Source organism: Pseudoalteromonas sp. ABV4_021 (assembly GCF_056159365.1).
The window spans coordinates 1,789,659-1,804,909 of the sequence record NZ_JBSWVB010000001.1; the positions used below are offsets into that span (position 1 = coordinate 1,789,659).

Genomic DNA, 15,251 nt, shown 5'->3' on the forward strand with positions numbered 1-15,251 from the left:
AAAAGGGCACATTTATGCAAGATATCGTCATCGCAACTATCAGTAAGCTGTTAGCTACCAACAAGCAACCCAATGTTGCACTCGTAAAAGCAAATTTACCTCAACCGGTGCCAATGCCTATCATTATTGATGTGCTTGCACGTTATAAACAAAACCCAAGTGATTTTGAACATCAAACACTAAAGCAAGTGCAACAGCCAGCACAAACCTCAAGTGCGTCGCAAACGCAACTCGATCGTATCGAAGCTAAGCTCGATAAGTTGTTATCCCTGCTAGAAAATAAATAATCCTATGTACATTGTCGACCTTACCTTTGATTGCTATCAAGACACCACTCTCGATGCGGCTGAACAAGCCATAGTGCGTTTAGTTAATGCACTGCGCTTTAATGGCCAAATTATTGGGGAAGAATTTCCAACAACGCTAAAAGATGGCTTTTTTATTACCCGTGTTATGTGCCCAGAAGAAGACGCACTGCATCCATTAAATCACAGTCCATTTGTAAAATTTAGCTTAGAGAAACTCAATGAAGCTGGCCTATTACAGCCGAAAGTAAAAGTAATTGGGCAAGATATTCATTCTAATGGCTCTGACGCTTGTTCATCGCCATCGAGCTATATTTTATATACTACCTATTTGCATACCTGTAGCCCGCTTTACTGCGGTGACGACTTTATGCCCGTACCACTCTATAAAGTGCCTGCAGTTGCCAATGGTGACTTTAAAGCTCTGTTAAAGTGGCAAGAAGATTGGCAAGCTTGCGACCAAATTCAAATCAATGGTGCAACACGCTGCGAATTTGCAGCAATTAAAGAATTAGCTGATATTGATAGTGATCTTTTTAGACGCGGTATGGATTTATCAAAGCGCATTCGCTTCCTTACGAAAAAACCGGTGTATTACTATTTATACCGAGTGGGCGGATTATCAAAAGAGCAAGAGTTGTCGCGTAAATGTCCGAAATGTAACGGTGATTGGCGCTTAGAAGAGCCATGGTTTGGCTTGTTTGATTTTCGCTGTGATACCTGTGAGCTGGTATCTAATATTTCGTGGGACTTTCAGTAACGTCAATACTTCTATAAGGCGCAAAGCGCGCCTTATTATAGTAACTACCACTTTTTTACTTCGACAAAAAAACATTCTGCAACAAAGTGAAAAATGTGACTTTTCACTGTGCAACATCAGAATTTTTTAACGTACGTGATGATGCTTTTGCTCGAAAACAAAATCAGATAATTAATAACCTTAGTATTACACGTTATTGCGTGTAGTAGAGACCCTTGCAGTCAGCTAAAAATGCTTCCATTGAGTCTGCTAGTTTATGGTGTGGTTCTTTACCAAGGTATTCAAGCCAGATACTTGCATCCTCTAATTTCATTACAAGTAGCAAATCATCTTCTTCACAGGTTGCAAAAAACACCGTATCGGCCTGTTTTAACCGACGCTTCATAAGCACATGGCCGGTAATATTTTGCTGTAAGCGATCAAAGTCTTGTTCGCTCCAAGCTTGCAACAAACAAAGATTATGGTCCTGATAACTGGCAAATAAATTATCGCTGTAAAAGCTGCTAAAATAAGCCTGAAGTGCCGCCGGAAATTGTGTTTCAAGGGCTTTTTCTAACGCCTGCATATTACCGTTTTGCGCCACTTGCTGCCAAGCAACCGATTCATTTTCGACACTATTTGGTATTTCACATGGACTTGGCCAATCACTATCGTGAAACACGCGCGGTGCCTGCCCTGTTTTCTGCTTTGCTAATTGCGTAATTTCCGTGTACACGCGTTGTAAGTTTTCGCTAATTGACATACTGCCTTTGCCCAATTTATTCGTTACAATAGTTAATTATTTTACCGATTTTAATCTGATTATGTCACATTACCAAGACGCGCCTGAATTAAAAGGTGCTTTACTCGGACAACAAACCGAATATAAAGACAGTTACGATGCGTCGTTACTGTTTCCCATTGCACGAAAACTTAATCGCGACGATTTAAATATCGATGAAAGTGCATTGCCATTTAAAGGCGAAGATACGTGGACAGGCTATGAGCTTTCTTGGTTAAATCAAAAAGGTAAGCCAGTCGTAGCCGTTGCTGAGTTCATTTTCCCAGCCACCAGCAGCCATATTATTGAATCAAAGTCATTTAAACTATATTTAAACAGCTTTAACCAAACTAAATTTGATTCTATGGCGCAGGTTCAGCAAATTCTAACCCGCGATTTATCTAAATCGGCAAATTGCGATGTGGTTGTAAAACTTTTCAATGCCGACGATTTCGATTGCTTAATGCCAACCCCGTTTACTGGCACGTGTTTAGATGACTTAGATATTGAAGTAAGTGAATACGATCTCAATACCGAGCTGCTCAAAGCCGATGCGAGCAATGAGATTGTGACTGAGACACTGTATAGCCATTTATTAAAATCTAACTGCTTGATCACATCACAGCCAGATTGGGCATCAGTGGTGATCCGCTATACCGGCAAAAAAATATGCCATGAGAGTTTGCTCAAGTACCTTATTTCATTTAGAAATCATAACGAATTTCACGAACAATGTGTCGAGCGCTTGTTTTGCGATATTCAGAATAAGTTGTCGATGACACAACTTGAAGTATTTGCACGCTATACGCGTCGTGGTGGTTTAGATATCAACCCGTATCGCTCTACCGATTTTTCGACAACGCAATTTAAGTTAAAAAGTAACCGCCAATAAGCGGTTACTTAAACTATCGTTATTTTTCTGTGGTTTTTGCGCGCATAGGCACGTTTAAGCCACAGACATCGATGTAATTTGCTTGGTGGTGAAACCAAGGTTCTGGGCGATTGCGTCGTGATTCAATATACTGCTTAAAACTATCACTATTAGTTTTCATCACTTCAACATCATGTGCTGGCGAATCGCTTAAATCTGCTGCGACAACAAAATTGCGAATTGGATTAAAGCTAACATCTTCAATAGTCGTTTTTGCTTTTCTATCTAGCCGTTGAATATGCTCAATACCCGTTACAACGCGTCCAAACGATGTGATATTTAAATCTAAATAACGGTGATTGCCCAAAATCACGTAAAACTCTGTACCGCCACTATCCAGCTCGTTGCCTCTCGCCATCGCAAAATTGCCAATACAGTGAGTTTGCCATGTTTGAGTGCCCGCCGCGTTTTGCGCCACAGCAAAACCATTTAAAAAGCCAGTTTTATCAGCATAACCATCTTGTGTATCCACAAGCTGTATTGTAATGGGTTTTTGTGTTGTTTTTATAAATTCCGCGGCGATGGATTTGCTAGCTGCTTTTGGCTGTTTCTTTTCTGAAATATCACCACCTTGCGCAACAAAGCCTTCGACAAAACGATAAATATTTAAGTCTTTATAAAATCCTTCCCGTACTAACTTTTTAAAGTTAGTAACGTGATTAGGAGCAAGCAACGGGTTGAGCTCAATTACTACATCGCCAGTGTTTAGCGATAGTATTAACGTGTTTTCTAAATCGAGCGCACGCCATTCATTTTGGCTTGATTGTGCTATCACTTTGGCAGGTGATAATGGCTTATCATTGCTTTGGCTTGCTGTGCTGATAACAGCCAACGCGCCTACAAAAAGCGATACTAGGGTTTTTCTTATCATTATTAGTCCCAATCAAATTTATATAAAATATCGAGCGAGTCATTTAGGCCGCTAATCGCTTCAATATACAGTTTTGGTAGTAATTGATAGCGCACTGCAACTTCGCTCATCGAATCAAATATGCCAATACTGTATCGCACTTGAATGCCGGGCGCGACGTAACCTGAGATCTCTACTTTGGTTTCTTCACCACTGCCACGAGATGATAACGATACATCTTCGATACCGATTGCTTCACCTATTTTAGTAATACTGCCCTCACCATGCGCAAGACCGCGCGATAATAAGAGCTGGGTTAACATGCCATCACTCGAAGAGTTAGAATCGCTGAGCGGACGCCCTGACAATAAATAAGACAGCGCCATGGCTTGATCCATCTTGGGATCTGAAAATACTTCAAGGCGCGGCTGTTCAACACCACCTGTGAGTTTTATGCCAGCAATAACACCGTCTTCAGTAAGGTCGGGGTTACGAATTGCTCTCACATTCAGTAGCGGTTTATCAACCGCACCATTAAAGGCGATTTGCCCTTTTTCGATTTGCAGCTCTTGCCCTAACCCACGATAGTAACCCTCTATTAACGCTACTTCACCCGTTGCAATCAGCGGCGTATCGCCTACTTGTTTAAACAGCACATCGCCCTTTAGCTTTGAGCGTAAACCAAACGAATCAATACGCACATTCTCATCAATGACAACTGAAAGATCGATGCCGTAGCGAATTGGTAACGGTTTCTTGGTTTGTTTAGCAGCATCAACAATAACTTCATCATCGGAAACGCTTACAGCACCTTCAGGTAATTCTTTTACTTTAATGCGGCCATCAACGACACGTACTTGCCCTGAAACATTGGCGAACTGCTGTTCATAGGTCATATTAATATTTGGCGATATTGCAAACCACAAATTAGGCTCAAGGGCGATTTTAAAACCATTGCCTTTAATATTGGCGCTCGCACTCAGTTCGTCTTGCCAATTTGCTTGGCCATCAAGCGCTAAACTGCCTTTATTGCTATCAAACAATTCGCCGTTGAGATTAGCACTATGATCATTAAAGTTTATAGCCATATTGCCTTGTTCAATGCTTAATGGCGTCCATGGCGCGAGAAACGCAAGCCCTTGTAGAGCTAGTTTTCCGTTTACTTGTGGCGAAAACGTGCTGCCTGATAAGGTAACATCGGCATTCAGTTCACCGTCGAGCTTATCAATTTGCTGGCTAAAGCCGGTTAAATTACTAAAGTCGAGCGCTTGTAGTTGTATTTTGCCTGTTAACGCACGTTTTCCGGTCACATCTGTAATATCGATATCACTAATAATGTTGCCTAGTACGGACGATGTTAAGTTTGCATCTAACGTAACATTTTTTTGATCCGCTTTAGCGTTCAAATAAAACTGTTCGATTGGCACTTGCGTTTTAATAAAGCTTTCGTTGATTGCAAAATTAACGTCGCTGGATTTGATCTCACTATTTAAACTCAATAATTTGCCATTTTGCCAGCGTGCATCTAAATGGCCGAATAATTGGCCTGCAGGCGTTATGCTTTTAGGAAGCGCTAACGTTAATAGAGAAAGATCGAAGTGCGTTAATGCTAACGATAATTCACCTTGCTCGGCCGATGCCGTTAGCGGTTTTAAACAAAAGGCTGTATTGGTGCCTTGCCAGCAATGTTCGCTAATATTAACTTGGCCAGAGTTTACGTGATAACTGAAATCTATCGCTTGCTGATTAGTTAAATTGATTTTTTGATTTTTAAGCGCCAGCTTATTTAAGCTACCAGCATATTGGTTGTTGATTAAACCACCGTTAATTTGTGATTTTGCATTTAATGTTTCAGATTCTAACGATAGCTCAGCCAAATGTTGCTTTAGGTCGCCCTCTATCAAAATGGAAACCGCATGAATAGGCTGATCATCAAGTGAGATCTCTTTGGCATCAAGCGCAATTTTACTTAAATAATTTTTTGCAACATCAACATGACCTTCACTGCTAAGCGTATCAATTCGGTACTCTTCAAATGCCAACTGTTTTAAATTTGCTTGCCAGCGCGCTTTTGGTTTTTCGAGCTCGCCGGTAATTTTAAACTCAGCGTTTCCATGTCCTGACAACCTTGGGTCAAGCGTATCGGGGTTTACTAAATTCAGGTTACCTGAAATATCCCACTCTTTTGTAATTTCGCCATGTAACGTTAATTGATTTTTGTCACTGGTGATCTGTAACTGAGATATTGACGCTTTTAGGCTATCATCAACTTTCATCGCAACAATCGCATCGATAGGCGCATTGTTTATTTGACCGGCAACTGCGAATTCCGAAATATCGAGTTGCCACTCGTTACCATTTGCGCGTACCGCCAAGTCACCTTTTAGCGCTAAATTAGAAGCAACCGAAGGCAAAAACTCCTCAGTACTAATATTCTCAGATAATACTGAAATAGAGGCATCAACGCCTTGTTGCCAATTCACCTTACCCGCGAGTGTTAATGTACTTTTTTCACTTTCTATATCCAAGCGTTCAATATTGAGTTCAGAGAAATTACCTTTGCCCTGACCATCAATCGCAAGCTTTGGCATATCTGTAACACTTAGCTTTGTGTTCAAACTATAATCAAAAGCGGTCAAATCGCCTTTTGCACTAACGCTTGCATCATCTACGGCGATTGTTTTATCGTCTTGTACTAGCTCTAAGTGCTTTGATAAAACGCTCAGCTCAAACGGTAGTTGCGCATTCAGCAACGATGCACTGCCATTAACTGATGCACTGTACAAACCCGTTAATTCACTGCTGATTGTTAATGCACTTAAATCCCCTTCAAGATTCGCCTTAATAGCGTGTTTTGGGTGTTTAACAGTTGCGTTTAAGCTTATTGGGTTTTGGTTTGATAGGGATAAAGCGCCTTTCAGTGCCGCACTGACGTCCTGATAATCAAGGCTTAAGTGAATAATATTTAAATCACTCGCCTGTTGCTTTGCCTGTAACGATACATTTCGAATCACTTGCGATACATCTGCTTGTACTAGCTCAAATTGCGATACACGTAGCGCGTTTATTTGCCAATCAAGTGGGGTTTCAAAATGCAGTGGCGATATTTTTGGCATCGTTATTGGCGATGTTGATTTTGTAGCACTGGTTTCTTTATTTTGTGCAGGCAACGCTAACTTAATCTTATTTACTGCTAAGCGCTCAACGGTCAGCTCACTCTTTTGCGCATTAAGTTGGGTAAAAAACTCTGTGACATCAAGCGCCAACTCACCCTGGGTAAAACGAAATGATTTTATTGAAAATGTGTTTACCGCTAACGACACTGGCAGCTCTATTTTGCCAAGTGGCGATTGCGTATCAGGCTCTTGGGTATTTTTATTTGCTGCTAACTCAACCGCAACAGATTGCGCATTAAACTGCTTTACACATATCGCTGCACAACTATAAAAACGCACATCAAGCTGCGCATTAACTAACGTAAGCGCTAACTGTTCGTTTTTATAACTAACGCTAAACTGACCGCCGCGTAACAAAGGATCGTCTTTCATGGAAATAGAAAGATTAGGCACGAGTTTGTTTGCACCATACACTATCAGTTGATTTCCAACACCACTGAATACCAGCGCGACTAATCCAATAAGTGCTACTAACAAAGACCAAAATAGATTACGAAACACGCGTAAAACCGTTTTCGTTAGTGTGATTTTAGTTACCGTTTCACTCATATTTCTGGCCCTATGGTAATACTAAAGCGACCTGTACGCGTGTCATCAGTAACAGCAAAGGCATAATCAATTCTTACCGGGCCAATTGGCGTTAACCAGCGCAAACCAAGGCCTGTACCTACCTGAATTTTATCTTCGAAATCGTTGGTTGCAGTACCGGCGTCAATAAATAACGCGGCCCGCCAATTCGGTAAAAAGCGATAGTTATATTCGGCACTGGTAGTAGCTAAGTACTGCCCTCCAACAACTTGGTCATTAATTTTTGGTGCCACCGACTCATAACGATAACCGCGAATACTTTTATCACCACCAGCAAAAAAGCGCATCGAAATTGGCACATCATTAATATCATCAGTGATTATGGCGCCTATATTAATGCGGCCAAATAGCATATGACGCTCAGCAAAAGTGGTAATGCGTTGACCTAATAGCTGCACTTTTACTAAATCTGTATCGGATGCGAGGCTTTCGCTGGCAAATTCGGTGGAAATTAACAACTGCTCACCCCAATATGGCGTAGTTCCACCTAGCGTACGTTTTCTTGCGTAACTAATGCCCGGCAGTACCATATTGCTGTGATAATGGGTGCTGTCTATTTCATAATTTTCGATTTCATACTTTAAAAACGCGGTACGGATCCAATTACTCTCTGTAAGCCATTGTCGTTGTGCTTGCACTGTTGCTTTTCGGGATAGTTTATTATCGTCATAAATATAACCCGCGCCAAAACGCCAAACATCATTATTCGGATCGTTCACCGGAATGGTATAACTAATACGTGCTTGTGGGTCTACTTGACTGGCTTCAATGTTGGTTTCAAGGTAATGGCCATTTTCGCTGATCCATGGTTTAGTCCATTTAAACCGTAACTTTAAACCGTTATCGTCAGTGCTTACACCACCACCGACCTCGAAACTGTTCTCAGGTTTATGCAGCAGTTGTACGATAACCGAGATCTCACCATTTTCACGATTAATAATATCGGGATAAACACGCACACTTTTAAAGTAAGGCATGTTTGACAGTTGAATATTAAAATCAGTTACCGTGTTGTTATCATATGGATTGCCAACAACCATTGGATTTAAACGGTGCACCAACTCGTACGCTTTTATTTCTTTATCTAGCACAACAGGGCCAAATTTATAGCGAATTCCCGAATCCACATGTAAGCGAATAACCGCGCTGTAAGTACCACGGCGTACTTCAATGGCATGCTTTAACCACTTTGTGTCAAAATAACCATATTCGAAAAGCACGGAGCTGATCTGGCTTTTTGCTTTTTCATACGCGCTATGATTAAGCGCCTGACCAACCGCCAAGTTAAGTTTTGCTATCTCTTCGTTAATTTCTTTTTGCCTTGCAGCGTCACCGAAGACCTGAATATCGAGCTGGCTAATTTGTGTCACCGTTTTTGCATCGACATTAACAACGAGGCGTACTTGCCCGTCGTCATCTTCTGCTTTAAGGTCAATGGTCGGTAAGTAATAACCAAACGGTTTTAACGCATTTTGCGTAAGCGTTTTAGCTTTTTTAATGATGCTTGGAGAAAATGACTGTTGTTTGAGTTCATTTAAATATAACTCGACGTTGCGTTTTAGCCCGTCGTTTTCTGTTTTTACAGTAATGCTCGAAACAATTGGCGATGCCAACACTGAGCAAGAGAACAAACATAACACTGTAAAAATAATAATGCTGCGGAACAATTTATACTCAATTTATTTTAATCATGAATTCGGAGGCGATTGATTCTTTAAGCGCATATCAGCCTTTGCTCGTCGACGCTCGCTGAGCCTACAATGCAACACATCAAAGGCCGTGATAAAAACACGCTCAACGAGAATGAAATAGAACGTCAAAAAGCAACCGTACCTATTCTAACCTGCCAAAATGTGCGAATAAACAAAAACATTCACGATTACATATTTACCCCGTTTCACGCACGCAGTAAACTTAGCGCTATAAATTATTACGTGAGTACCTTGATGGATTTTCCAACAGACGACAATGGGCAAATTTTGGCCGAGATGCACCAAGAAGGTGTCGATTTAACCAAAACACATACACTCGACTTCTTTATTCTTTTTGAAAAAGTCAGTGATGCAGATAAGTTTGCCAAAGTTATTAGCGAGGACGGTCTTGCTCCTAATACCAAGCAACAAAAGTGTCCTGATACAGGGGTATTTGAAGTGTTAGTGAGTGTTGAAATGGTACCGGACCATCAGCTTATTACAGATTTAGAAAACTACCTAGAATCAGTTGCTAATCCACTTAATGGCTACGGCGACGGTTGGGGTATTTTAGCTGAGTAAGAAAGCTAATAGCGTTAGTAAGTATGTTAACTTGCTAACGCTAAGCCTGCAGAATTACGCCACATTAATGGTGTTTCGCCCTGCTTCTTTTGAACGATATAGCGCTTTATCGGCGTCTTCAATCCACTGTTCGTATTTTGTATATTTACCATCGAACTGCGCAATACCTATGCTTATAGTAAGCGTGATTTCCGACTCTTCGTAATGGATTACCGCATCTTCTATGGTTTTACGCAAGCGTTCAGCAAATACTTTAGCGCCATCTAAGTCAGTATCAACTAACGTTACAGCAAATTCCTCACCGCCATAACGCCCTGCTACATCCGACTCACGCAGCACTTTTTTCAACGTTTGTGACACAAAACACAGCGCCGCATCGCCACCTTGATGACCAAATAAATCATTAATCTTTTTAAAGTGATCGATATCGAACATTAACAAGCAGCTTTTTGCCTGACTGCGTTGCTGACGCTTGAACTCTTTTGAAAAGCTTTCTTCCCAAAATCCGCGATTATAAAGATTCGTTAACCTATCAACTCGGCTTAATTCTTCTAGTTTTGCGTTCGCTTGTTCAAGCTCAAGTTTGTTAACCGCTTCATCAGTTACATCGTAAATAATCACGCACAAGTGAGACACTTCGCCTGTGGTGTTCGTCAGCGGAATAAGAGTGCCATTTTGGTACATGTAATCCGCTTTCCCAGTGATTGGTCGGTAATTTTTAAACTTAAAAATGTACGGATGCTGTTCCCAAATGGTGAAAGAACGCGTTTTTAACACAAACACCGATTCGGCTTTTGAACGAAACCAAGGTTCATCAATACCGGGGAAGGCATCAAATACGTCTTTGCCTTTTACCGCACTCGGTAACAAACCGGAATGGGCTTCCATAAAGCCATTCCAAACACAAATATTGTATTTTCTGTCTAACACCACCAAACCGACGTCTATGGTGTTAAACATATCCATCATCCAGTGAATTTCATTGAGTTCAAAGTCTACGCTCATAGTGTTAGTCTTCTAATAAGTATTGTGTTTTAAACTTGAGTGTTTTTAGTGAGTCTTCAGTAAATAACAACATTAGATCACAGTTAACGTTGTGATTTTCAATGCCGTAACTGATCTCAATTGCTAACGTGCGCTGCCAACGATCTTGGTTAGTACTGACTAAATCTGCTACGTTACAGTGCTGCCCCATTACCACAGGGTGCCCTTGTGAAAAGTGCATATCAAGTTGTTTAGCGAGCCCCGTTAATACTGCGCCAATGAGAATATTCCCCACGTCCATTAACAGCTCTAGTTCCACTTTTTGATTCAGTTCACCTTCGTAATTCATTAAAGATGCGATTTCAACAAAACTTGAATCATTGAGTAGCAATAATGCTTCACCCGATACGCCACCGCCTATAAAGCCCTGACATACACCTGATGTGGAGGCATTGGTATCAATTGATTGCAACGCCATTGAAAGCTCATTGACTTCTAATACGTTAACGTTAGGAATGGGCAGTTCAACAAACACATTAAGCAAGCGTGCTAATAAGTTACCCGCTTGCCCCATCGCTACGTTAGTGATTTCTTGATAGATATCTCGCAGCTCAGGATCGAGTTGCTCGCCAAGTGAATGCTGCAAGCGTTCGCGCATGGCTTTGTCTTTAATGCCATGTTTTTCAATAATCTCTTCTAGCTTGGCGCCATCGCACGGCTTAGTTATAAAATCAATCGCCCCCAGTGTCATCACTCGTTCATGGGCCGTTGGCTGAATATCACCAGACACCACCACCACCAGCACATGCAAATTCTCTGCTTTAATTGCTTGCAGCACTTCGTAGCCGTCCATTTGTGGCATATTAAGATCGAGGAACAGAATTTCAGGTTGAATCGCTTTTATTTGCTCTAAACAATGAAGACCATTTTCAGCGTATTCAATTTGTATGTCCCAATCATCTGGTAGCGAACGAGCGAGCTGTCGCCGCGCCAAACGAGAGTCATCACATATTAAAACTGGGGTTGCCATACTATCACTCTTATTTTTTGTCTTTATAAGTTTAGAGCAGGAAGTAGGTTTTAACTAGCACTGCATGAAATCTAAGACTATTGTGCTAAAAATTGTAACAAATTACAAAAGTTTCGTTCACAAAGTTGCATATTTCACCAAATTGTTAAGTTTCGTATCGCGTGTCGAAAACCATTATTAGATAACTATTATTATCACTTTATCAGTGTCTTACACGTGTGCTAAATTAACAATACTTATAGCAGAAACTGTGTTTTTATTATGTTAAAAAATTTAATGACGTTAACGGGTTTAATTAGCGCGTCTCTTTTGTCCTTAAACCTAGCGGCAGCGCAATATCAGTTACCTCTGAATCAAACTGATTCTGGTAAAATTTCAGCCAACAGTAAAATGCTTACCTTACGTGGTAATCCGGTTGAACTAGGACAACAAGCGCCCGAGTTCAAAGCGGCAAACAATAAATTTGCACCAGTCTCTTTAAGTGATTTTGAAGGAAAAGCAGTACTAATTAGCACAGTACCAAGCCTAGACACTGGCGTGTGTAGCTTACAAACAAAACACTTCAATGATAAGTTTGCAGCGAATTACAGTGACGTGGTGATGCTTACTATCAGTATGGATTTACCATTTGCACAAAGCCGCTTTTGTAAGGCCGAAAACATTACTCAAATGCACACTTTATCAGACGCGGTATGGCGTGAGTTTGCCCAAAACTATGGCTTGCTAATTCAAGACATGGGGTTATTAGCGCGTAGTGTGGTCATCTTAGATCAAGACCACAAAATTGTTTACAAGCAGTTAGTGACTAATTTAGCGAAAGAACCTGATTATGTCTCAGTAGAGTCAGCTCTTAAGAAGTTATAATTAACGTTCAGATATAAAAAAACCGCCTAGATGGCGGTTTTTTTATATATTAGGTATTAGCCCAGTAAATCTGCAAGTTGTGCACTTACTGCTTCAACTGCTTGTGTACCATCTAATTTGTGGTACTGCGTATTACCTGCGTCGGCTTCAGCACGGTAGTAATCAACTAACGGCTTAGTTTGTTCGTGGTAAATTGCTAAACGCTTACGTACTGTTTCTTCTACGTCGTCATCACGAATAATTAAGTCTTCGCCTGTTACGTCGTCTTTACCCTCTGTTTTCGGTGGGTTGTAAACAACGTGATAAACACGACCAGAACCTGGGTGTACACGACGGCCGCCCATTCGTTCAACAATGATTTCGTCTGCAACGTCAAACTCAATACAGTGATCAACTGTAATGCCGTTTTCTTTCATTGCATCTGCTTGAGGAATTGTGCGTGGGAAACCATCTAATAGGAAACCGTTTTCACAGTCAGCTTTAGCAACACGCTCTTTTACTAGGCCAATAATAATTTCATCAGAAACAAGCTGGCCTGCATCCATTACTTTTTTAGCTTCAAGACCAAGTGGTGTACCCTCTTTGATCGCAGCGCGTAACATATCGCCTGTCGAAATTTGTGGGATACCGTACTTATCCATTAAAAATTGTGCTTGCGTACCTTTACCTGCACCTGGCGCTCCTAAAAGAATAATGCGCATGACTTTTCCTCAAGATGTTTTTTAATTGGGGGAATTCTTTCACAGTGACAGTTGATTCTCAATAGTGATTAGCCAAAAGTTTAACCTTTGTTTAACCAACTAACTGCAAAGCTATTATTTCGCGTATTTTTGCTAAGAGGCTGGCGAACTTTGTTCAACAATTAAGCTAAAGATATAAAAGGAGCTTAACTCAAAGCGAAATAAATGGCGCCGTGTTATGCCAAAGTCTCAAGCCAAATACTTGCTTTTACAATATGCTGCTTTAAGCTGGTTTAAATAATAATCAATTATAAGGAACACCTATGCAATCTGTCGTAATTGTATTGCTAGGCATTATCGGCATGCTGTTTGGCTGGTTTGTCTATTCTAAGTTTATTGCATGTCGCATTTTCCAAATGGATGACAAGTACATTACCCCTGCTCATCAAATTAATGACGGCGTTGATTTTGTACCGACCAAAAAAGTGGTTCTATGGGGTCACCACTTTACCTCTGTTGCTGGAGCTGCACCGATTGTTGGTCCTGCCATTGCGGTTTATTGGGGCTGGGTACCCGCTGTTATTTGGGTAGTACTCGGGACTATTTTCTTTGCTGGTGTTCACGATATGGGCGCACTTTGGGCGAGCAGCCGCCACAAAGGTAAATCAATTGGCGCACTATCAGAAGAAGTTATCGGTAAACGCACCCGCGCTTTATTTATGATAGTGGTATTTTTAGTGCTGTTAATGGTTAACGCGGTATTTGGCGTGGTGATTGCCAACTCATTTGTTAGCCAACCAACTGCAGTATTGCCAGCCTGGGCTGCGATTGTGTTTGCCTTAATTATTGGTCAGTTAATTCGCCGCAACTTTAACTTAGTGTTTTTGTGTTTGTTGGGAGTAGTGGCGCTTTACTTAACCGTGTATGCAGGTAGCGAAATGCCACTGGCCTTACCAAAAGAAATGTTCGGGTTAAGTGACAAAGCTAACTGGATTATTTTGCTATTTATTTATGCCGCTGTCGCATCATTATTACCTGTGTGGGTGCTACTACAACCTCGTGACTTTATTAATGGTGTTCAGCTATTGGTGGGGTTAGTGTTACTTTACGGCGCCGTATTTATGTTTATGCCTGACATTACAGCCCCCGCTTTTAATAGCGAAGTTGCAGAGTCTACGCCCAGTATTATCCCCCTATTATTCGTTACGATTGCCTGTGGTGCGGTATCTGGTTTCCACGGTATTGTGTCGAGTGGCACCAGCTCTAAACAATTAGATAAAGATACCGATGCACGATTTGTTGGTTACTTAGGTGCGGTTGGTGAAGGGTCGCTTGCCCTTATTACCATTGTTGCCGTAAGTGGTGTAACACTCGCAATGAGCCCACAGGAGTGGCACGAAGTATATAGTCATCTCGGTGCAGGTAGTGTTGGCGCATTTATTCAAGGTGGCTCAAACCTTATCTTTCAAGGCTGGGGCATTCCATCTGAACTTGCATCCACTCTACTTGCCGTAATGGTTGTATTGTTTGCTGGAACAACAATGGACTCAGGTGTTCGCTTACAGCGCTATATTATTCAAGAATGGGGCGAGATATATCAGATCAGCGCATTTAGAAATGGCATTATCGCCACACTTATTGCTGTGGCGTGTTGTTTGTTATTGGCGTTTGGCGCAGGCGGTTCGTCTGGTTCGGGCGGCATGATCATTTGGCCATTATTCGGCTCAACTAACCAAATCCTTGCCAGTCTAACACTGTTAGTTATTTCTGTGATGTTAATAAAGATGGGACGACCTGCACGTTACACATTAGTGCCCATGCTATTTGTGCTAGTGATGGCATTTTTCGCCGGCATACTTAAACTGCAAGAATACTACAGTGCAGGTAATTGGTTATTAGTTACCCTAGATATTATTGTGTTAGTCGTGTGTGTTTTAGTAATGCTCGAAGCGTGGACAGTTATCAAAGCGCAAAAACAGCAGTTAGCGCCAACAACCGAAGAAAATGACTAATTTAACGACTAAACACTTACAATAAAAAAGGGCGCTTA

At 41.2% G+C, this 15,251-nt stretch carries 13 protein-coding genes; 6 read left to right on the top strand and 7 right to left on the bottom strand.

Going from position 1 to position 15,251, the window contains the following annotated elements; translation table 11 throughout:
* Positions 1–14: 14 nt before the first annotated feature.
* Positions 15–287 carry a hypothetical protein gene (locus ACXAFE_RS08410; RefSeq protein ID WP_475151261.1) on the top strand — a complete coding sequence of 91 codons (273 nt, stop codon included), beginning with the start codon at positions 15–17 and terminating at the stop codon, positions 285–287.
* Positions 288–291: 4 nt separating this feature from the next.
* On the top strand, positions 292–1,065 hold the full coding sequence (locus tag ACXAFE_RS08415) for a Zn-ribbon-containing protein (protein WP_475151264.1): 774 nt from the start codon (positions 292–294) through the stop codon (positions 1,063–1,065).
* Positions 1,066–1,258: 193 nt separating this feature from the next.
* Here ACXAFE_RS08415 and syd read toward each other — a convergent pair whose 3' ends face one another.
* A complete protein-coding gene (gene syd, locus ACXAFE_RS08420; RefSeq protein WP_475151268.1) occupies positions 1,259–1,807 on the bottom strand; it encodes a SecY-interacting protein in 549 nt (182 codons plus the stop codon).
* Positions 1,808–1,868: 61 nt separating this feature from the next.
* Here syd and queF point away from each other — a divergent pair, with 61 nt between their 5' ends.
* Positions 1,869–2,717: an NADPH-dependent 7-cyano-7-deazaguanine reductase QueF gene (gene queF / locus ACXAFE_RS08425; protein ID WP_475151274.1), complete on the top strand. Its 849-nt coding sequence runs from the start codon at positions 1,869–1,871 to the stop codon at positions 2,715–2,717.
* A 19-nt stretch (positions 2,718–2,736) separates the two neighbouring features.
* Here queF and ACXAFE_RS08430 read toward each other — a convergent pair whose 3' ends face one another.
* The 3 genes from ACXAFE_RS08430 to ACXAFE_RS08440 are packed head-to-tail and all read right to left on the bottom strand — an operon-like array spanning position 2,737 to position 9,001.
* Entirely contained in the window at positions 2,737–3,627 is an 891-nt protein-coding gene (locus tag ACXAFE_RS08430; RefSeq protein WP_475151278.1) for a peptidylprolyl isomerase, read from the bottom strand.
* A 2-nt stretch (positions 3,628–3,629) separates the two neighbouring features.
* Positions 3,630–7,331, bottom strand: a complete 3,702-nt coding sequence (gene tamB / locus ACXAFE_RS08435) for an autotransporter assembly complex protein TamB (RefSeq protein WP_475151282.1) — start codon at positions 7,329–7,331, stop codon at positions 3,630–3,632.
* Positions 7,328–9,001, bottom strand: coding sequence for an autotransporter assembly complex protein TamA (locus tag ACXAFE_RS08440; protein ID WP_475151289.1), 1,674 nt, complete (start codon positions 8,999–9,001; stop codon positions 7,328–7,330). The genes tamB and ACXAFE_RS08440 overlap by 4 nt, the downstream gene beginning before the upstream one ends.
* Before the next feature lie 315 nt (positions 9,002–9,316).
* Between ACXAFE_RS08440 and ACXAFE_RS08445 the strand changes: the two genes are divergently transcribed.
* Positions 9,317–9,643: a ribonuclease E inhibitor RraB gene (locus ACXAFE_RS08445; RefSeq protein WP_475153599.1), complete on the top strand. Its 327-nt coding sequence runs from the start codon at positions 9,317–9,319 to the stop codon at positions 9,641–9,643.
* Positions 9,644–9,697: 54 nt separating this feature from the next.
* Here ACXAFE_RS08445 and ACXAFE_RS08450 read toward each other — a convergent pair whose 3' ends face one another.
* Positions 9,698–10,648, bottom strand: a complete 951-nt coding sequence (locus tag ACXAFE_RS08450; RefSeq protein ID WP_054980427.1) for a sensor domain-containing diguanylate cyclase — start codon at positions 10,646–10,648, stop codon at positions 9,698–9,700.
* A gap of 4 nt (positions 10,649–10,652) precedes the next feature.
* Positions 10,653–11,657 (bottom strand): response regulator, encoded by a 1,005-nt coding sequence (locus ACXAFE_RS08455; protein WP_475151294.1) that lies wholly within the window; start codon positions 11,655–11,657, stop codon positions 10,653–10,655.
* 261 nt (positions 11,658–11,918) lie between these two features.
* Between ACXAFE_RS08455 and tpx the strand changes: the two genes are divergently transcribed.
* A complete protein-coding gene (gene tpx / locus ACXAFE_RS08460; RefSeq protein WP_475151297.1) occupies positions 11,919–12,521 on the top strand; it encodes a thiol peroxidase in 603 nt (200 codons plus the stop codon).
* 56 nt (positions 12,522–12,577) lie between these two features.
* Here the strand turns inward: tpx and adk are convergent, their stop codons facing one another.
* On the bottom strand, positions 12,578–13,222 hold the full coding sequence (adk, locus tag ACXAFE_RS08465) for an adenylate kinase (protein WP_010559844.1): 645 nt from the start codon (positions 13,220–13,222) through the stop codon (positions 12,578–12,580).
* A gap of 302 nt (positions 13,223–13,524) precedes the next feature.
* Between adk and ACXAFE_RS08470 the strand changes: the two genes are divergently transcribed.
* A complete protein-coding gene (locus ACXAFE_RS08470; protein WP_475151299.1) occupies positions 13,525–15,213 on the top strand; it encodes a carbon starvation CstA family protein in 1,689 nt (562 codons plus the stop codon).
* Positions 15,214–15,251 lie beyond the last annotated feature (38 nt).